The following is a 19,724-nucleotide window of genomic DNA, read 5'->3' on the forward strand; positions in this document are numbered from 1 at the left end:
AAACCGGTGATCACCTTGCGACCAGCTGACCTCGCGCGAGAGCACGGTATCTCGACCCAGGCGGTCCGCAACTACGAGCGGGACGGGTTCATCCCGCCCGCTGACCGCACGGACAGCGGCTACCGGCTCTACACCGAGGTGCACGCGGCAGCACTGCGCGCCTTCCTCGCCCTGATTCCGGCGTACGGGCACTCGGCGGGCGGCCAGATCATGAACGCGCTCAACGACGGCGAGCTCGACCACGCGTTGATGATCATCGACCGCGGCCACGAACAGCTGCTGCGCGACCGGGCCACCCTCGCCGCGGTGAGGACGGCGGTGGATCACCTGACGGCGGAGCCGGCCGCCGACCCGGACCAGGCGCAGGACACCGAACCCCGGACGATCGGCGAACTCGCGCACCAGCTCCGGGTCACCCCCGCGACCGTTCGCAAGTGGGAGAGCGCCGGCATCCTCACCCCGGTGCGAGACCCGGCCACCGGATACCGCGTCTTCCACGGGAGCGACGTCCGCGACGCCGAGCTCGCCCATCTCCTCCGGCGCGGGGGCTACCCGCTCGACCACATCCGCACCGTGGTCCAGCAGATCCGCGGGGCAGGCGGCACGGACGCGCTGGCCGCCGCACTGGACGACTGGCGACGAAAGCTCACCGCACAGGGTCTTGCGATGCTCGACGCGGCCAGTCAGGTCAGCCGCTACCTGACCACGGCGCACCGTACTGTCTGACCATGACCCCGGACGTCGTGAGCTTCCGGCAGGCCGACTTGCTGTCGGCGTTGTACCGCCGCCGCGGCCCCGTGGCACGCCTCGGCCCGTACGTGTACCTGCTGGGCCCGGAGGCGAACCAGTTCGTGTTCGCCAACGCCCACCTGTTCCGCGTGCAGGAGGCGTTCCAGGCGCTGGTGCCGGTCGACGGCCCGACGTCGCTGATCGTCAGCGACGGCGAGGACCACCGCAGGCGCAGGCGGCTCGTGCAGCCCGCGCTGCACCACCGGCAGATCGCCGGCTACCTGGACGTCATGGCGGAGAACGCCGACGCCACGCTCGACACGTGGCAACGGGGTCAGGTCGTCGACGTGTACCAGGAGTTCCGCGCGGCGATCCGGCGCAGCACGATCCACTCGCTGTTCGGGGCGCGGTTCGCGGCCGACGCGGAGTTCTTCGGCGTCCAGCTGCAGGCGTTGCTCGACCTGATCGACCGGAACCCGCCGGTGATCACGTTGCTGCGCAGGCTGAACGCGCCCGTGTGGCGGCGGGCGATGGCCGCGCGCGCCAAGGTCGACGAGCGGGTCTACGCGGAGATCGCGAAGGCGCGGGCGGGCGCGACGGACACCGACGACCACGTGCTCGCCACGCTCGCCCGCGGCGACGAGCTGAGCGACCTGGAGATCAGGGACCAGGTGGTCACGCTCATCGCGGCCGGCTACGAGACGACGAGCGCCGCGATGGCGTGGGCGGTGTTCAGCCTGCTGCGCCACGAGCAGGTCCGGCTCAAGGCGAAGTCCGAAGTGGACGGAGTGCTCGGAGCACAACGACCGACGGTCGAGAGCCTGAAGCAGCTGCCGTACCTCAACGGCGTGGTGCAGGAGACGCTGCGGCTCTACCCGCCTGCGGTGGTGTCGGCGCGCACGGCCGCGGAGGACTTCGAGTTCGCCGGACGCCGCATCAAGAAGGGCACGTTCCTCATCTACAGCCCGTACGTCACGCACCGGCTGCCGGACGTGTGGCCGGACCCGCTGCGCTTCGACCCGGAGCGCTGGACGGAGAAGCCGGCGCCGCACGAGTTCCTGCCGTTCGGCGGCGGGCCGCACCGGTGCATCGGCGCGAACCTGGCGACGACCGAGCTGACCGTGATGCTCGCGCGGCTGCTGGCGAGAACCGAGCTCCGGTACGTGCCGCAGCGCGTCAGACCGACGAGCGTCGCGGCGATGCGGCCGAAGTACGGGCTGCGCGCCGAGGTGCTCTGATGCTGCCGGGTGGCTGGCCGTGACGAGGAAACCGATCGCTTCGTGCCGTCGAGTGCGTGAAGATCCAGCGTCATGACGGTCTCGGCGCGTGACGTTCTGCTGGAGAAGTTCCGGTGGATCGGTGGCCACGCGGACATGTGGCCGGTGTTCCGGGATGGCGACGCGTTCAAGGTGGTCGTCCGAGCACTGGTGGCGCCGTTCCGCGACACGGGAGTCACGGCTGTGTGCGGGATCGAGTCGCGAGGATTTCTGCTCGGAGGGGCCGCGGCGATGGAGCTCGGCGTGGGCTTCGTCGCCGTGCGAAAGGCGGCCGGGATGTTCCCCGGCGAGAAGCTGGTGCGGGAGACGGAGCCGGACTATCGCGGGTTTCGGCACTCGTTGCGGATCCAGCGGTCATCGCTGGAGCCGGCTGACCGAGTCCTGCTCGTGGACGACTGGATCGAGACCGGAAGCCAGGCTCTGGCGGTCCGGGAGTTGGTCGAGGCCGCGGGCGCGAAGCTGACCGGATGTGCCGTTGTCGTCAACCAGATGCGCGCGGACTCCACCAGGAAACTGGGCAGTCTGCATTCGCTCGTGCTCAGCGAGGACCTCCCTGACGCGTGATCACACCAGGTACATGACCAGTGCGGCGAGACAGGCCAGCCCGCGCACGTGGTTCCAGAGCGTCCACCGCGACAGGTAGGTCGGCCAGTACGCGTCGTCGGTCCGCTCGAGCCGGTTGTTCATCGGCACGTTGACGACCATGGTCAGCACGAACGAACCGATGATGTAGAGCAGTCCGGCGATGATCTCCCCCGCGAACAACCCGATGCCGCCGAGCACGGCCGTCCCGGCGAACACCAGCAGGAACACGGGGTTCTGGATCCGGACGTTGATCCGCCGCATCGCAGCGCGGGCGTCCGCGGGCGACAGGTCGGCCAGCCCCGGCATCACGGCGGCGGAGAACGAGAAGAACAGCCCGGCCATGAGCCCGGACCCGACGGTGGCGAGCAGCAGGATGATGGTCATGAGCTCACTGTCCAACGCGGAAGCCGGACCATCAATGACATTTTGTCGCGTTGGCATGCTCGTTCGTCCAAACTGAAGGGCATGACGGACCCGCTGGGCGAGGCTCTGCACCTGCTGCGCATGTCCGGCACGTTCTACTGCCGGTCGGAGCTGACCGAACCGTGGGGCCTGACGTTGCCGCCGATGGCGGACTGCCTGTGGTTCCACGTCCTGACGCACGGCCGCTGCTCGCTGGAGGTCGACGGCGACCTGCGAGAGCTCAAGCCCGGCGACGTCCTGCTCGTGCCGGGCGGTGAGGGCCACCGGATGGGCAGCGGGCCGGACGTGGACCAGCCGGTCGTCGTGGACCTGCCGACCGACTTCGAGACCGACAGCTACGCGATCCTGCGCCACGGTGGTGGCGGCGAGCCGACCGACCTGGTGTGCGGGGCCGTGCGGTTCGACGACCCGGCCGCGCGGCACCTCGTCGGGCTGCTGCCGAAGGTGGTGTACGTCGAGGCGTCCGACGCGAGTCCGATGCGCGGCACGCTCGACCTGATGGCCGCCGAGGCCAGGCAGGTCCGGCCCGGCGGCGAGGCGGTGATCACGCGGCTGTCCGACGTGCTGGTCATCCAAGCGATCCGCTCGTGGCTGGAGCACGACCCCGCGGCCAGGCGGGGCTGGCTCGGCGCGTTGCAGGACGAGCAGATCGGCCGGGCGCTCGCGTTGATCCACCGCGACCCGGCGCGGCCGTGGACGGTCGCCGCGCTGGCCAGGGAGCTGGCGATGTCGCGCAGTGCGTTCGCCGCCCGCTTCACCGAACTGGTCGGCGAACCCGCGATGAAGTACGTGACGCGCTGGCGCATGCAGGTCGCGCTGAACCGCCTCCAGGAGGGCATCACGGTCAGCGAGCTCGCCCACCGGCTCGGCTACCAGTCCGAAGCCGCGTTCAGCCGGGCGTTCAAGCGGATCGTCGGCATCTCGCCCGGCTCAGCCCGCGCGACCTAGCAGGTCCCAGCGGTTGCCGTAGAGGTCCTCGAACACGACCACGCGCCCGTACACCTCGTCGCGCGGCGCCTCCAGGAACCGCACGCCGTACGCGGTCATCCGCGCGTAGTCGGCGTCGAAGTCGTCGGTGGTCAGGAAGAACCCGACCCGGCCGCCGGTCTGGTCGCCGACCCGCGCGAGCTGCGCGTCGTCGGACGCCCGCGCCAGCAGCAGAGACGCACCGGACGCGGGTGCGACGACCACCCAGCGCTTGTCACCCTGCGGCGTGTCCTCGACGAGCGTGAAACCCAACGCGTCAACGTAGAACCCGATGGCCTCGTCGTAGTCGCGCACGACGAGCGTCACCAACCCCAGAGATCCCATCCGATGAGTATCGGCGACGAGGGAGGTCTACCCCCGCATGGCATCCCACATCGAACTCAACGGCGTGCGCACCTGGTACGACGAGCGCAACGAAGGCGACCCGCTGGTGCTCCTGCACCCCGGCGGCGCGGACGCGCAGGCGTGGTCCCCGCAGCTCGACGCGCTGAAGAACTTCCACCTCTACCTGCCCGAACGCCGCGGCCACGGCCACACCCCGGACACCGAAGGTCCGCTCAGCCACGAGCTGATGGCGCAGGACACCATCGCGTTCCTCGAGCACAAGAGCGGCCCGGCCCCCCTCGTCGGCTGCAGCGACGGCGCGACGGTCGCGCTGGTGACCGCCGTCCGCAGACCCGACCTGGTGAACAAGCTGGTGCTGGTCTGCGGCGTCTTCCACCACGACGGCTGGGCGCCCGGCGTCATCCCGCCACTCGACGGCCTGACCGGGTTCGAGGCGAAGCTGACGGCCATGCACCACGTCAGCCCCGCGCTCACACCCGACGACCTCAGGGCACTTCCCAACCGCACGCTCGTCATGGTCGGCGACGACGACGAGGTCCGGCTGGAGCACGCGATCGCGATGTACCGGGCGCTGCCCGACGCCGAGCTGGCCGTCGTACCGGGCACGTCGCACGGCCTGCTGTGGGAGAAGCCGGACCTGTGCAACGGCATGATCGTCGACTTCCTGGCGAACGACCCGGTCCCGACCTTCGCCCCGATCCGACGGAGGTCGGTTACCTGACCAGCGATCTCTGTGACAAGGTGCCCACATGGCGGTGGCTGAGGTAACTCATCGACTTCCCGTGCGCAAGCTCGTCGCGGCCAGCATCGGGAACGCGATCGAGTGGTACGACTGGGGCATCTACGCGGCGTTCAGCATCTACTTCGCGACGCAGATCTTCCCGTCTGCCAACGAAGCGGCCGCGCTGGTCAACACGTTCGCGACCTACGCGCTGGCGTTCTTCTTCCGCCCGCTCGGCGGGTACCTCCTCGGCCGGTTCGCCGACCTCAGGGGCCGCCGCACGGCGATGCTGCTGACGATCGCGCTGATGTCCGGCGGTTCGGTCGCGATCGGACTGCTGCCGACGTTCTCGCAGGTCGGCTGGCTCGCACCTGTTCTGCTGCTGCTCGCGCGCATCGCGCAGGGCATGGCGCTCGGCGGCGAGGTGTCCAACGCGTCGGCCTACCTCGGTGAGGTGGCGCCGAAGGAGCACCGCGGCCGGTACTCGTCGTTCTTCTACGTCTCCACCGGTGTGGCGGTGCTGTTCGCGTCGCTGCTCGGGTTCGGCCTGGCGCGCACGCTCGACAAGGCCGCGATGGCCGAGTACGGCTGGCGCATCCCGTTCCTCATCGGCGGCGTGCTCGGGCTCGTCGGGCTGTGGCTGCGCCGCGCGCTGGAGGAGACCGAGCAGTTCGAGCAGAACAAGGCGAAGGCGCGGCAGCTCAAGAACCCGCTGATGATGACGTTGCGCGAACACCCCAAGGCCGTCGGCAGGCTCGTCGGGTTCACGCTGCTCTCGACGCTCTGCTTCTACACGTTCTTCTCCGCGCTGACACCGTTCGCGGTGAAGACGAGGCACGCCAACGACGTGGACGTGTTCCTGGCGCTCTCGATCGGCACCGTGGTGTTCATCGCGCTGCAGTACCCGATGGGCTTGCTCGCCGACCGGATCGGCCGACGGCCGCAGCTGCTCGTGTGGTCCGCGACGACCGCGCTGCTGATCGTGCCGCTGTCCAGCCTGGTCAAGCCGGGGCTGGGCAACCTGGTCGTCGTGTTCTGCGTCGGACTCGGCCTCTACACCGCGATGACGTCGGTCGCGCCCGCGCTGATGAGCGAGCTGTTCCCCACCGAGCTGCGCGGACTCGGCATCGGCGCCTGGTACAACCTCACGGTCGCGCTGTTCGGCGGCACCGCGCCGCTGGTCATCCAGTGGCTCGGCACGAGTTTCTTCTGGTACGTCGCGGCGGGCGCGGTGATCGCGTTCCTCGTCATCCTGACGCTGCCGGAGACGAAGGGCGCCGAGCTCACCTAGGTGGGACTCACCTGGCCAGCGGCACCAGATCGTCGGCGTGCACGACCTCGCGGCGCTGGTCCTCCGGCAGGTGCTGGCTGGATCGGCCGATCAGCGACGGCAGCTCGGTCGCGTCGAAACCCGCCACGCCCCGCGCCACCACGGCACCGGACGGGTCGAGCAGCTCCACCACGTCGCCCGCCTCGAAGTCGCCGTCGACATCGGTGATCCCGGCCGCCAGCAGCGAACGGCGACGGCCCATCACCGCGGCGACCGCACCGGCGTCGAGGTGCAGACGGCCGGTCGCGTCAGCCGCGTAGCCGAGCCAGAACCGCCGCGCGGTGAGGCGTGAGCCACCGGCGGCGAAGGCCGTGCCGCAGTCGGCGGTGGACAACGCCTGGGCCGCATCGGACGCACCGGCCAACAGCACCGGAATACCCGCCGCGGAAGCCAGCCGGGCAGCAGCGAGCTTGGACGCCATCCCACCCGTGCCGAGTCCGGACGCACCAACGGATCCCGCACGCACACCGTCCACATCGGACGCCGACGCGACCTCGGCGATCCGGGTGGCGCCGGGCTGGCGCGGATCACCGGAGTACAAGGCGTCCACGTCGGACAGCAGGAACAGCGCGTCCGCGCCGACCAGGTGCGCCACCAGAGCGGCGAGCCGGTCGTTGTCGCCGAAGCGGATCTCCTCGGTGGCCACGGTGTCGTTCTCGTTCACCACCGGCACGGCACCGAGCGCGAGCAGGCGCGAGAACGTGCGCTGCGCGTTGCGGTAGTGCGCGCGCCGCACCACGTCGTCCGCCGTCAGCAGGACCTGGCCGACGGTGAGCGAGTAGCGGCCGAACGAGTTCGCGTACGCGTGCGCCAGCGTCAGCTGGCCGACCGAAGCGGCGGCCTGCTGCGTGGCCAGGTCACGTGGACGACGCGAGATGCCCAGCGGCGCCAGGCCGGCCGCGATGGCGCCGGACGACACGAGCACCACCTGGCTGCCCGAGGACACACGGGCGGACACCGCGTCGACCAGCGCGTCCAGCCGGGTCGGGTCCAGTCCGCCCGCCGCCGTCGTGAGCGACGACGAGCCGACCTTCACCACGATGCGGTTCGCCGAGGCGACCGCGCTTCGAGCCGGTGAGACCACGGGGGCCGTCACGGTTCACTCCTCGTCGTAAGTCCCGGGAACGCGACGCGCCTTCTTCGCGATCTTGCGCTCGGACGCGCCGATCCGCTCGTTGCGCTCCAGGCGCGGGTCGGTGCCGCGGCCCGTCATGGTCATCGCGATACCGGCCGGGGTGGTCGGCTCCCAGTCGAACACCAGGTCGCCGATGGTGACCTGGCAACCGGGGATCGCGCCCATCTTGACCAGCTGGTCCTCGACGCCGAGGCGGCTGAGCCGGTCCGCGAGGTAGCCGACGGCCTCGTCGTTCGAGAACTCGGTCTGGCGGATCCAGCGCTCGGGACGCTCGCCCCGCACGATGAAGCCGCCTTCGACCTGCGGGTCCTCGATCACGGTGAACCCGGCGTCGTCCACGGCGGTCGGCCGCAGCACGATGCGGGTGGCTTCCTTCACCGGCTGCGCCGCGCGGTACTCGCGCACGACCTCGCCGAGTGCGTACGTCAGCTCGCGCAGACCCTCCCGCGAGGCCGTCGAGATCTCGTACACGCGCAGGCCGCGCGCCTCGATCTCGGGCTTCACGATCTCCGCGAGCTCGCGGGCGTCCGGCACGTCGATCTTGTTGAGGATCACGACGCGGGGCCGGTCGGCGAGCTCGCCACCGAGCGACGGCGTGTACTGCGCCAGCTCGGCCTCGAGCGCGTCGATGTCCGACAGCGGGTCGCGGCCCTCTTCGAAGGTCGCGCAGTCGACGACGTGCGCCAGCACGGCGCAGCGCTCGATGTGGCGCAGGAAGTCCAGGCCGAGGCCCTTGCCCTCGGACGCACCGGGGATCAGGCCGGGCACGTCGGCCATCGTGAAGATGGTCTCGCCCGCGGTGATCACGCCCAGGTTCGGCACGAGGGTGGTGAACGGGTAGTCGGCGATCTTCGGCTTCGCGGCGGACAGCACGGAGATCAGCGACGACTTGCCGGCGGACGGGAAGCCCAGCAGGCCGACGTCCGCGACGGACTTCAGCTCCAGCACCAGGTCACGGGTCTCGCCGGGCTCGCCGAGCAGCGCGAATCCGGGGGCCTTGCGGGCCTTGGACGCGAGCGAGGCGTTGCCGAGACCACCGCGGCCACCGGCGGCGGCGATCAGGCGGGTGCCCTCGCCGACCAGGTCGGCGATGAACTCGCCGTCCTCGGTGAGCACGACGGTGCCGTCCGGCACGCGCAGCTCGAGGTCGCCGCCGTTCGCGCCGTCCCGGTTCGCGCCCGCGCCCGCCTTGCCGTTGGTCGCGGCCGCGTGCGGGCGGAAGTGGAAGTCGAGCAGGGTGTGCACCTGCGAGTCGACGACGAGGATCACGTCGCCGCCGTTGCCCCCGTTGCCCCCGTCGGGGCCGCCGAGCGGCTTGAACTTCTCGCGGTGCACTGAAGCACAGCCGTTGCCCCCGTTGCCGGCGGCAGCGTGGATCACCACCCGGTCTACGAAGCGGGCCACGGAACTACTTCCTCTCAAAATGACTGAAAAAACGCAACGAGGGGCGGAGCCGGAGACCGGTCCCGCCCCTCGTTGGGGTGTCTAACTACGTGCGGAACAGGTCGCTCAGACCTGGACCGGAACGATGTTGACGGTCTTGCGACCACGCTTCATGCCGAACTCGACCGCACCGGGCTCGAGAGCGAACAGCGTGTCGTCCTTGCCACGACCGACGTTCACGCCGGGGTGGAACTTCGTGCCGCGCTGGCGGATCAGGATCTCGCCGGCCTTGACGACCTGACCGCCGAACCGCTTGACCCCGAGGTACTGCGGGTTGGAGTCACGGCCGTTGCGGGAGCTGGATGCACCCTTTTTGTGTGCCATGAGAAGTCAGGTCCTCACTTACCGGGAGTGATGCCGGTGACCTCGACGCGGGTCAGCTTCTGACGGTGACCCTGCCGCTTGTGGTAGCCGGTCTTGTTCTTGAACTTGTGGATGCGAATCTTCGGGCCCTTGGTGTGCTCGACCAGCTTGCCGGTCACCGAGAACTTCTCCAGGGCCGCCGCGTCAGCGGTCACGTCGGTGCCGTCGACAACCAGCAGAGCCGGGAAGTTCACTACGGTGCCCGGCTCGCCCTCGAGCTTCTCGACCTCGACGATGTCGCCGACAGCGACCTTGTACTGCTTGCCGCCGGTCTTGACGATCGCGTACATCAGGACGGAAGTCTCCTGCTACTCGACGGTGACGGGCCATGCGCCAACCCACCAGCGAAAGTGCCTTCTACCGAAGGCAGCTGAGGGGGCACACGACAGGACCCGCCGGATGACGGGCCACGCAATAGGTTACGGGGCGGGCCGGAACGAGGTCAAACCGGGGTGCCCGCCGCGGCGCGCGGCCTCCGCCAGATACCCCTTCACCAAGGTCGTGCCGGGGGCGTCGGCGGGCTGGCCCGCCCGCAGCCACAAGCTTTCCAGCAGCAAGGGCTGTGCGACAGCCGCCGCTTCCGCCCAGTCCAGCGCGCGGGGTGTGTCGTCCCTCACCAGCCCCGCCACCTCCCCTCCGGAGAGCGCCGCGGAGCCCAGATGGGCCAGGCAGCGGGCCGCGCCGACGTCCTCGCCGAGCTCCCGGTAGAGCCCGAGCGCCTGCTTCCACCGGTTCACCGCTTCGGGGTACCTGCCGCGCCGCCAGCTCGCGACGCCGAGCAGTTCCACGGCGTGCGCGCGGCCCGCCCAGTCGCCCGCGTCGGTGGCGAGCTCCGCCGCCCGCGCCAGGTGCTCGGCCGCCTTCACCGGCTGGTGCTGCCGCAGCCGGACGACGCCGAGGTTGATCCGCACGCACGCCTGGCCGGCGAGGTCGCCGTGCGGCAGCAGTTCGAGCGACCGGCGCAGCGTGCGCTCGGCGGTCTGCAACGAGTCCGGATCGGACCGTTCCAGGTGCAGCAACGCCCATGCGAGCTGCGCACGTGCCGCCACCGCGGGCACCTTCTTCGCGTCCGCCTCGGCCAGTCCGGCGGTCGCCGCGTCGGCGCGCCCCGCCATGCGCAGCGCGGTCGAGCGGCGCACCGCGGCCAGCGCGCGGACACCGGCGTCGTTCTCCCGTTCTGCGGCCGCGGCGAGTGCGTCCGCGACCGCCAGCAGGTCGGCCGTGCGCTGCTCGCGGCCGTGCCAGCCGTCCAGCGCGTCGGCGATGCGGCACACGTCGGGGAACGGCGCCGGGTGGCGGACCAGCTCCAGCAGCAGCGCCTCCTCGGCCTGGAACCACTGGCTCGCTCGCGCGACTGTGTCCGGCGCGGTCAGCTCCAGCGCGCGGGCCTCTGCGAGGTCCGCGTAGTACCGCGCGAGCCGGGCCAGCGGACGGCCGCGCACCGACCCCGCGCGCACGCTCTGCCTGATCGCCCAGCGCACCTCCAGCGGCATCCGGTAGCGGCCGGGTGGCACGTACCGGACGAGGTCGCGGTCGACCAGCTCGCGCAGCGCCGCGTCACCGGACGGCGCGAGCGTCGCCACCGCGGCGGGCGGCAGTTCGGTGACCGGCAGCGACGCGAGCGCGTCCATGAGCCGGATCGCGTGCGGCGACAGGGTTTCCCTGATCTTGGCGAGCACCGCGACGCGCACCCGGAACACGTGCCCAGGAGTGTCCTCGGTGGACTCGATGGCTGCCGCGAGCTCTGCGACCGTCCAGTCGCCCTTGAGCTGGATCGCGACGTCGCGGATCGCCCTCGGCCGGCCGAGGCACGCCGCCGCGAGCCGGTGGATCATGCGCTTCTCGTTGTCGTCAACGGGTTCCCGGCCCAGTTCGGCGAGCAACATGCGCGCGCCGTCCTCAGTGGACAACGGCGACACGTGGACGGCCTCGTCGGTCCGCACGGCCTCCGCGACGGCCTGCTCGCCCGCGATGACGACGGTCGTGTCCCTGCCGCCGACCAGCAGCCACCCCACCTGCTCCGGCAGCGACACCTCGTCGAGGAACAGCACCGTGCGCCGCCCGGCCAGGTGGTCGTAGAGGCGGTGCGCGGCGTCCTTGAGCGAGGCCTCGTCGTCACGCGCCGGCACGTCCAGCCCGAACGAGCCGAGCAGCCTGCTCGCCACGACCCTGACCTCTTCGGGGCGTTCGGACGACCGGCTGCGCATGTCGAGCCGGTAGTGCTCGTCCACCGGCAACCGCCGCACGACCTCCGCCCCGATGGCGGACGTGCCGATGTCCGCCTGCCCGACGATCGCCACGACCCCGTGCGCGGCCGCTCGTTCGACAGCCTCGCGCACCTCGTCGTCCCGGCCGAACAGCGTGCTCGGCGCGGGGTCCCAGCGCAGCTGCGGCAGCGGGGTGTCGACGGCGGTCGTGACCGGCTCGCCCTGGTGCGCGCGCCGCAGCGCCAGCACGAGCAGCGCGACGACGCAGCCGGAGATCACGACGAGCATCGGGATCGAGATCGCCCTGCGCACGCCGGCGCTGAGCACGTTCTCCGACACCACGTCGCTGATCATCTGCACGAGCGTCGCGAACAGCAGGGTGGCGAGCACCTTGCGCATGTCGATCTTGCCGGACCAGCGCCTCACCGCCCACCTCCGGTCAGCCCGCGCACCACGTGCTTCCAGGTGACCAGCAGCAGCACCAGCGGCACGACCGCAGACATCACCGCGCCCGCCGCGACCGGCCCGATCGCCGTCGCGAACTGCCGCGCCTGACCCCACAGCACGACCTGCAGCGGCGTCGCGCCGTTGACCAGCAGCCCGACCACGAAGTCGTTCCACACCTGGACGAACTCCAGCACCGCCACCGCGATCAACGCGGGCGCCGCGTACCGCACGACGTGCTCGAACACCGCCCGCCGCCCGACCTCACCGAGCCGCGCGCCCGCCACCAGGTGCGGCGGCGCGGCCGCGAACGCAGCGCGCAGCAGCAGCACCGCGAACGGCACGCCCGCGGCGGCGTGCACGAGGATCAGCGGCGCCCGCGAGTTCGCCAGCCCCAGCTCACCGAACACCGCGTTCAACGGCTCCGCGTACAGCTGCACCGGCGCGACCGCCAGCAACGTGAGCAGCACGACCAGCGCCTTGACCACGCGCGGCGGCACGTCGCCCCACGCCAGCTGGTACGCGGCGGGCACGGCGACGAGCAGCACGAGCGCGGTGGCCGTGACCGCGATCAGCGCCGTCGACCCGAACGCCGTCGCCAGCCCGTTGCCGAGCACCTCCGCGTACGACGCGATGCCGGGCGCGGGCCACTCGCCCACCGCGGCCGCCTGCGGGTCCTTCGTGGACGTCACGACCAGCGCCAGCAACGGGAACGCCCACAGCAGCGCCACGATCGCGGCGAGGAACGTGCCCCACCGCCTGCGCGGCCGCGGTGCGCTTCTCGGTGTCGCCTGCCCCGGCCACGGGTGCCGCAGCCCGCGCACCCCGAACAACGCCACCACGGCGACGACCGCGAACAGCACGACCGCCAGCGCAGCCGACTCCCCCTCGTCGCGGAACGGCCGCTCGCGCCACCAGTTGACCGCGACCACGTCCGCGTCGGCCTGGATCGAGCCCGGCACCATCACGAGCACGAGGTCGAACAGCCGGACCGCCGCGACCACCACCGTCAGCAGCACCACGGCCGTCACCGGCCGCAGCAACGGCAGCACGACCGTGCGCAGTTGCCGCCACCGCCCGACGCCTTCGGTGCGCGCCATCCGCAGCAGTCCGGGCGGCACCGCGTCCAGTCCCGCGCGGAACAACGCCGCCGCGAACCCGACCCACGCCCACACGAACGCCGACGCCAGGCACAGCCCGATCCAGTCCGGCCCCAGCCAGTCCGGCGGCGTGAAGTGCGGCCGGATCGCCTCCTCGGGCAGCACCAGGTGGTAGCCGGCGTCCGACTCGCCGACGCCGATGCGGAACACGCCGTCCGCGCCGGTGATCCCGACGCCCTTCTGCTCACCGAAGCTCCACGCGCTCACCGGTACGCCCGCCAGCACGCGCTGCCGGTCCGTGACCACGCGACCGGTGATCTCGCCGGGCCTGCCGGTGACCGTCGGGCCGATCCCGTTGCCGGGCACCGTGACGCCCACGACCTCCAGCTCCACCACAGCACCCTGCTCGAACGTGCCGCTGGTCTGCAGGCCGTCGGCAGCCGGTTGCCTGATCAGCTGACGGGCACCGCTGACCTTGGCGTCCGGCCGCGCGCCGGCCGCAGGCGCTTCGCCTTCGACGGCGTTGTGCAGCGTGGTCACGAGTGCCGACACCACGCCCCGGTGCGGGGACGGGTCGTACATCTGCCGGAACGCCACGCCGGTGACCAGCGCCGACACCGCCATCGGCGCCACCAGGACCAGCAGCAGGACGCTCGCGCCCCAGCGGACCCGGCGGCTCAGCACCGCCAGGCCGAAGCCCAGCACGCACACGCCCAGTGCCACCAGTACCCACAGGAGGCTGTTGCGGACGGCCACCCACGTGCCCGGATCGGACAGGAGCGTGCCGTAGTGGCCGGTGCTGATGACGATCGTGTAGACGACCGGTGCGGCTAGCACCGCGCCCACCAGCAGGAGACCGGGTAGGCCCAGCAACCAGCCCACCGTCGCCCTGCGGGGGCGGCCGGTGACGACGGGGCCGTTCAGCTCTCGGGTCGCGACCTCCAGCTCCAGTTCGCTCACGGGCCGCTCCTGAGCGAGAGGTCGATCGGCCTGCTTCCGCGCGCCACCAGGCCACGCCCGGTCCCACGATCGCTGGGCGCCACCACGACTGACGAACCGGCGCGGCCCACACCGCCCGCACAGCCGCTCACGACCGCCCAAGAGGCCGCGAGCCGACAGGACAGGCGCCAGCCGCCCGGCAGCCTGCCCACGCGGGCCTCGGGGTCGCTCACGAGCCGCTCCGCGCGGCGAGACGCTCCATCCGAGCCGCCGCGGCCTCCACGCGGGACCCACCGCCCACAGGAAGACCCGCAAGACCCGCGCCGACTTCCCGGCCACTCACGGACCGCCCCGCGGGGCAAGACGCCCGTTCCGGGCCGCCGCAGCCTCCACGTGGGACTCGTTGCCGCCGACGGCCCGCTAGGAAGACCCGCAAGGCCCACGCAGACCTCCCGGCTCACGAGCCGCTCCGCGCGGCGAGACACTCCATCCGAGCCGCCGCAGCAGCCGCTTCGGCCACCACACGCGACCCGGTGCCACCGACCGCCCACAGGAAGTCCTGCAGCGCCGACACCGACCTCCAGCTCGCTCACGAGCCGCTCTGCGCGGCGATACGCCCCAACCGAGCCACCACAGCGGCCACCACGCGCGACCCGGTGCCACCCACCGCCCACAGGAACGCGGACCTCCCGGCCGCTCACGAGCCGCTCCGCGCGGCGAGACGCTCCATCCGAGCCGCAGCGGCGGCCGCTTCGGCCTCCACGCGCGACTCGTTGCCTCCGACGGCGCGCAGGAAGTCCTGGAGCACCCGGCGCAGACCGACCCCGACGGGGCCGAGCTGGTCGGCCAGGTCGAACACGAGCCTGCCGATCGGTTCGGCCGTCACCTCGCGGGCGAGGTCCGCGATGCGGGTCGTCGGGTAGGTGTTGCCGGTGCGGCTGATCTCGGTGTGCACGGACAGCAGGCCGCCCTGGCTCGCCCAGATCCGCTGCGCCTCGGCGGTGGCCAGCCACTCGGCCAGTGCGAGTGCGCCGTCGCTGGCCGGGGCGGGCACGACCACGACATCGCCGCCGACCTTCGGGGAGCGGGTGCGGTTGTTCGGGGCCGGGAAGCGGAACCAGTCCAGCCAGCGGCCGGTCAGGTCGGCGCCGCGGTGGCGCTGGATGACCGGGTAGGTGAAGTCCGCGCCCGCGACCATGGCCGCGCGGCCGGTGAGGAAGTGGTCGACCACGGCGCTCTCCGCCTGGGTGAGCAGCGCGCCTCCCGCCTCGCCGGACAGGGCTCCCTGCGGCGACCACATGCGGCCCACCTCGCGGAACGCGTCGACCACTTGGGAGGAACGCCAGGCGTTCTCCGTCTTGTCCGCCAAGGACAAGTACGTGTCCTGGTCCAAGCCGTACAGGACGTTCTCGAAGAAGTCCGACAGCACCCAGCCGTCCGCGCCCGCCAGCGCGAGCGGTGCGGTGCCGCTGTCCGCGAGCCTGCGGTTGAGGCCGATCCAGTCCGACCACGTGCGCGGCGGCTGTTCGCCGCGCCGTTCGAAGAGGTCTTTCCGGTACCAGACAACGGACTTGTGCGCGACCTTGAACGGGATGCCGCGCACCGCTCCCTCGTGCGTGAGGATGTTGCGCCACGCCAGCGGAAAGCGGCTCGGCGGGACGAACCTGTCCAGCGGCGCCAGGCGGTCACCGAGGCCGTGCACCGCCCAGATCTGCGGCAGCATCACCACGTCCACCGCGCCGCCGCGCCGCGAACCGAGCACGGCTGAGATGTCGTCGCCGAGGCCGACCACCTCGGTGGACACGCCGTACTCGCGTTCGAAAGCCTTGAGCACCAAGCGGAACCGGCCCAGCTCCCACCCGCTCCACGTCACCGCGACCCGCACCGGGCCACCCGTCGTCACCCCGCACGCGGCGAGCGCGAGCGGAGCGGTGAGCACCAGGCGGCGTCCGATCACCCGGCCTCCACGACGCTGTCCGCGATGCCCGCCACGCGGTCGCGCCGGTCGGCCAGCACCAGCACGGCCGTGCCGTCCAGCGGGTCGCGGCGGTGCAGCTGCGCCGCCCACGACGGACGGTCGCTCCGGTCCTCCAGCACCACCGCGACGGGCGCACGGAGCAGCGCACGGGCCAGGCCGACCCGCAGCCGCCTGCCCGCCGTGAGCTCGTACGGATAGGCGTCGAGCACGTCGAGCAGGCTCAACTGCGTTGCCGCGGAACGGAGTTGGCCGCGCAGCTGCTCGACGCGCAGGCCCTCGCCGACGCAGCGGCCGTAGAGGATGTTCGCGCGCACGGTCAGGTGCGGCAGCAGGCCGCCGTCCGACGGCACCAGCGCGACCCGCGACGGCACGCCCGCCCTCGGCACGGCGACGGGTGCGCCGTCGACCCGCACCTCACCGCCGTCCGGTTCCGCGATGCCGGTGACGACGTCGGCCAGCGCCGTCGCCACAGGTTCGGACAGGACTACCGCGACCACCTCGTCGAGCTCGACGGTCACGGTCAGCGGTTCGGTGAGGCCCGGCAGCGCCAGCTCGCGCAGCTCGAGACCGATCACGCCTAGCACCGTAACGGCAGGCACCGACAGTTTCGGAAGAAACGAGCCGGGCTGCGCCCGATCGGCGCAGCCCGGCTCGTTCTGTCCTGCCCAGACTCCTGGTCAGCCCTCCTGGCCGTCCACCGGCGGTCCCGCGGGCCGCGACACGACGCGGCGCCTGCGGGTGGTGGTGACCACCGGTGCGGGCATCTGGGGCTCCGGCTGCTTCGGCGGCTCGACGACGGCGACCGTGGTGGGCGCCTCGTGCTTCACCGGCGCACCGGCGGAACGACGTGCCGCGCGGCGCCGCGTGTTCGCCTTCGGAGCGGGCTCCTCGGCAACCGGCTCAGCAAGGGGTTCGACGACGGTCTCCGCGACGGCGACCGGCTCGGCCTCGGGCTCCTCGGAGCTCTCGGCGACCGGCTCGTCCGCGGCGAAGTCCTCTTCGGCCTCGACGGTCTCGACGGGCTCAACAGCGGCCTCGACCTCAGCGGCCTCCTCGGCCACCGGCTCGTCGGCCTCAGCTGCGTCCTCAGCGACAGGCTCGTCGGCGACGGGCTCGTCGGCGACGGGCTCGTCGGCAACAGGCTCGTCATCGGCGGTCTCGTCGTCGTGCGGCACGTGGCCGTTGAGCGGCTGGTCCTCGCTCACCACGAGGTCGACCTCGGCCGACCCGCTGCGACGCGACCGGCGACGACGGCGCTCACGCCGCGAGCCAGCGGGCTCCTGGTCGGCGAGCAGCGCGGCCTCGGCGTCCTCGGGCAGCGGCTCGGCGACGACCTCGGGAGTCTCCTCCTGGACCGGCGCCTCGACCACGGCCGCGGATGCCTCGGCGGCCTGGTCGCCGCCCTTGTTGCGACGCGACTTGCGGCCGCTCTGCTGCGGCTGTTGCTGCTGCTGGGGCTGGCCACCGCCGCTCTGCACGTGCGACGGGTCGGTGGACACGACCACGCCACGACCGCGGCAGTGCTCACAGGTGGAGCTGAACGCCTCGAGCAGGCCGGTGCCGACCCGCTTGCGGGTCATCTGCACCAGGCCCAGCGAGGTGACCTCGGCGACCTGGTGACGCGTCCGGTCCCGGCCGAGGCACTCGGTCAGGCGGCGCAGCACGAGGTCGCGGTTCGACTCGAGCACCATGTCGATGAAGTCGATGACGATGATGCCGCCGATGTCGCGCAGCCGGAGCTGGCGGACGATCTCCTCGGCCGACTCCAGGTTGTTCCTGGTGACGGTCTCCTCGAGGTTGCCGCCCGACCCGGTGAACTTGCCGGTGTTGACGTCGATGACGGTCATCGCCTCGGTGCGGTCGATGATCAGGTAGCCACCCGACGGCAGCCAGACCTTGCGGTCGAGCGCCTTCATCAACTGCTCGTCGATGCGGTACTCCACGAACGCGTCGTTGTTGCCGACGTGCTTGCGCAGGCGGTCCTGCAGGTCCGGCGCCACGTGGCGGACGTAGCCGTCGATGGTCTCCCACGCCTCGTCGCCCTGGACGACGAGCGTCGCGAAGTCCTCGGTGAACAGGTCGCGGACGACCTTCACCAGCAGGTCCGGCTCTTCGTAGAGCAGCGTCGGCGCCTTGGTGGAGGTGCTGTCGGACTTCTCCTTGATGATCTTCCACTGAGCCTGCAGACGCGTGACGTCGCGGCCGAGCTCCTCCTCGGAGATGCCCTCCGAGGCGGTGCGGATGATCACGCCGGCGTCCTCGGGGACGACCCGCTTGAGGATGTCCTTGAGGCGCTTGCGCTCGACGTCCGGCAGCTTGCGGCTGATGCCGGTCGCGCCGCCGCCGGGCACGTACACGAGGAAGCGGCCGGGCAGGCTGATCTGCGTGGTGAGCCGGGCACCCTTGTGGCCGACCGGGTCCTTGGTCACCTGGACGAGCACGCTGTCACCGCTGGACAGCGCCTGCTCGATCTTGCGGGACTTGCCCTCGAGACCGGCTGCGTCCCAGTCCACCTCACCGGCGTACAGCACGGCGTTGCGGCCGCGGCCGATGTCGATGAACGCGGCCTCCATGCTCGGCAGCACGTTCTGCACGCGGCCGAGGTAGACGTTGCCCACGATCGAGCCGCTGCCCGACGAGGTCACGAAGTGCTCGACGAGCACGCCGTCCTCGAGCACGCCGATCTGGGTGCGGTCGCCGCGCTCGCGGACGACCATGGTGCGCTCGACGGCCTCGCGACGGGCCAGGAACTCGGCCTCGGTGAGCACCGGCGCGCGACGGCGACCGGCCTCGCGACCGTCCCTGCGGCGCTGGCGCTTGGCCTCGAGGCGGGTCGAGCCGCGGATGCTGCGGACCTCGCTCTGCGCGGCCTCGGAGTCCGCCTTGTCGTCACGCGCGTCGCGGGACTCACGAACGTGCACGACCGTGTTCGGCGGGTCGTCCTCGGACGGGGTCTCGTCGTCCGCGCCGGTCTTGCGGCGACGACGACGGCGACGGCGACGGCTCGAGCTGTCCGAGTCGTCGTCGGTGGCCTCCTCGGCCTCCGCCTCGGCCTCGGCCTCCTCGGCCTGCTCGTCCGACTCGTCGGCCGAACCGTCTTCACCGACGCCCTTGCCGCGGCCACGGCCACGACGGCCACGACGGCGACGACGACGGCCCTCGCTCTCGTCCGACGCGTCGTCGGTGTCCGACTCGTCGCTCTGGTCCTCGTCGTCCTCCTGCTCGACGACGACCGCCGGCTGCGGCGGCGCCGCCTTGGGGCGCTCGACCGGCTGCGGCGGCAGGAAGACCGCGGAGGGTGCGGCGAAGAGCGGCGTGAGCGCGACGGCCTCGCGGGGCGCGACGGTCGGCTCCTCGTAGTCCTCGGTCAGCTCGCCGGTGACGATTTCGTCCCAGTCGAGCAGGGTCTCCGCGACCTTCAGCGCGACGTCGCGGCTCACGCTCGACTGAGCGCTCCTGACGACCTCACCGAGGTCGGCCAGTGCGGCGACGACGTCCTTGCTGCTGACGTCCAGCAGCTTGGCCAGTGCGTGCACACGCAGCTTCGATGGCAGATCTGCCAGCTCCGGGCGTGCGGATACCACGCTATTCCCGCCGGCGCCGCCGGCGGGCTTGTCCTTGTTCGACATGCAGCTCCTCCACCCCCGGGCGCGTCCATCAGGACGCGGCCGCGCAGGGGCCTCTCGTGTCACTCTCCGCCGCTGCTCGCGGCGGGAAT

General features: G+C 71.7%; 17 protein-coding genes. 6 read left to right on the forward strand and 11 right to left on the reverse strand.

All coding sequences use genetic code 11. The features are described 5' to 3' along the window. Positions 1 to 6: 6 nt before the first annotated feature. The 3 genes from FKR81_RS32175 (at position 7) to FKR81_RS32185 (ending at position 2,570) form a co-directional block, all read left to right on the forward strand. Complete coding sequence (locus tag FKR81_RS32175; protein WP_146357772.1) at positions 7 to 726, forward strand: TioE family transcriptional regulator; 720 nt, start codon at positions 7 to 9, stop codon at positions 724 to 726. Positions 727 to 728: 2 nt separating this feature from the next. Next, a complete protein-coding gene (locus tag FKR81_RS32180; protein WP_146357774.1) occupies positions 729 to 1,967 on the forward strand; it encodes a cytochrome P450 in 1,239 nt (412 codons plus the stop codon). A gap of 72 nt (positions 1,968 to 2,039) precedes the next feature. Further along, positions 2,040 to 2,570, forward strand: a complete 531-nt coding sequence (locus FKR81_RS32185) for a phosphoribosyltransferase family protein (protein WP_146357776.1) — start codon at positions 2,040 to 2,042, stop codon at positions 2,568 to 2,570. On the opposite strand, the gene FKR81_RS32190 is transcribed toward FKR81_RS32185, so the two are convergent. Continuing rightward, positions 2,571 to 2,975: an anthrone oxygenase family protein gene (locus FKR81_RS32190; RefSeq protein WP_146357778.1), complete on the reverse strand. Its 405-nt coding sequence runs from the start codon at positions 2,973 to 2,975 to the stop codon at positions 2,571 to 2,573. An 81-nt stretch (positions 2,976 to 3,056) separates the two neighbouring features. Here FKR81_RS32190 and FKR81_RS32195 point away from each other — a divergent pair, with 81 nt between their 5' ends. Further along, positions 3,057 to 3,962, forward strand: a complete 906-nt coding sequence (locus FKR81_RS32195; RefSeq protein ID WP_146357780.1) for an AraC family transcriptional regulator — start codon at positions 3,057 to 3,059, stop codon at positions 3,960 to 3,962. Here FKR81_RS32195 and FKR81_RS32200 read toward each other — a convergent pair. After that, complete coding sequence (locus tag FKR81_RS32200; RefSeq protein ID WP_146357782.1) at positions 3,945 to 4,325, reverse strand: VOC family protein; 381 nt, start codon at positions 4,323 to 4,325, stop codon at positions 3,945 to 3,947. The two genes, FKR81_RS32195 and FKR81_RS32200, sit on opposite strands and share 18 nt — an antisense overlap. A 37-nt stretch (positions 4,326 to 4,362) precedes the next feature. Between FKR81_RS32200 and FKR81_RS32205 the strand changes: the two genes are divergently transcribed. Further along, complete coding sequence (locus tag FKR81_RS32205) at positions 4,363 to 5,067, forward strand: alpha/beta fold hydrolase (RefSeq protein ID WP_146357784.1); 705 nt, start codon at positions 4,363 to 4,365, stop codon at positions 5,065 to 5,067. Positions 5,068 to 5,095: 28 nt separating this feature from the next. Next, a complete protein-coding gene (locus tag FKR81_RS32210) occupies positions 5,096 to 6,358 on the forward strand; it encodes an MFS transporter (protein WP_146357786.1) in 1,263 nt (420 codons plus the stop codon). Between the two features lie 7 nt (positions 6,359 to 6,365). On the opposite strand, the gene proB is transcribed toward FKR81_RS32210, so the two are convergent. The 9 genes from proB to FKR81_RS32255 form a co-directional block, all read right to left on the reverse strand. Then, positions 6,366 to 7,493 (reverse strand): glutamate 5-kinase, encoded by a 1,128-nt coding sequence (proB, locus tag FKR81_RS32215; RefSeq protein ID WP_186763293.1) that lies wholly within the window; start codon positions 7,491 to 7,493, stop codon positions 6,366 to 6,368. A gap of 3 nt (positions 7,494 to 7,496) precedes the next feature. Beyond that, positions 7,497 to 8,936 (reverse strand): GTPase ObgE, encoded by a 1,440-nt coding sequence (gene obgE, locus FKR81_RS32220; RefSeq protein WP_146357788.1) that lies wholly within the window; start codon positions 8,934 to 8,936, stop codon positions 7,497 to 7,499. A 105-nt stretch (positions 8,937 to 9,041) separates the two neighbouring features. Then, on the reverse strand, positions 9,042 to 9,299 hold the full coding sequence (rpmA, locus tag FKR81_RS32225; RefSeq protein WP_146357790.1) for a 50S ribosomal protein L27: 258 nt from the start codon (positions 9,297 to 9,299) through the stop codon (positions 9,042 to 9,044). Between the two features lie 14 nt (positions 9,300 to 9,313). Continuing rightward, a complete protein-coding gene (rplU, locus tag FKR81_RS32230; RefSeq protein ID WP_146357792.1) occupies positions 9,314 to 9,628 on the reverse strand; it encodes a 50S ribosomal protein L21 in 315 nt (104 codons plus the stop codon). A 129-nt stretch (positions 9,629 to 9,757) separates the two neighbouring features. Continuing rightward, entirely contained in the window at positions 9,758 to 11,971 is a 2,214-nt protein-coding gene (locus FKR81_RS32235) for a tetratricopeptide repeat protein (protein WP_146357794.1), read from the reverse strand. Next, positions 11,968 to 14,049, reverse strand: a complete 2,082-nt coding sequence (locus FKR81_RS32240; protein WP_146357796.1) for an ABC transporter permease — start codon at positions 14,047 to 14,049, stop codon at positions 11,968 to 11,970. The genes FKR81_RS32235 and FKR81_RS32240 overlap by 4 nt, the downstream gene beginning before the upstream one ends. Before the next feature lie 676 nt (positions 14,050 to 14,725). Then, a complete protein-coding gene (locus tag FKR81_RS32245) occupies positions 14,726 to 15,985 on the reverse strand; it encodes an ABC transporter substrate-binding protein (protein WP_186763294.1) in 1,260 nt (419 codons plus the stop codon). Continuing rightward, positions 15,982 to 16,581 (reverse strand): ATP-binding cassette domain-containing protein, encoded by a 600-nt coding sequence (locus tag FKR81_RS32250; protein WP_186763295.1) that lies wholly within the window; start codon positions 16,579 to 16,581, stop codon positions 15,982 to 15,984. The genes FKR81_RS32245 and FKR81_RS32250 overlap by 4 nt, the downstream gene beginning before the upstream one ends. 102 nt (positions 16,582 to 16,683) lie before the next feature. After that, a complete protein-coding gene (locus FKR81_RS32255; RefSeq protein WP_146357802.1) occupies positions 16,684 to 19,635 on the reverse strand; it encodes a translation initiation factor IF-2 N-terminal domain-containing protein in 2,952 nt (983 codons plus the stop codon). Between the last annotated feature and the right edge of the window lie 89 nt (positions 19,636 to 19,724).

The sequence above is a fragment of the Lentzea tibetensis genome (assembly GCF_007845675.1).
Taxonomy (GTDB): Bacteria; Actinomycetota; Actinomycetes; order Mycobacteriales; family Pseudonocardiaceae; genus Lentzea; species Lentzea tibetensis.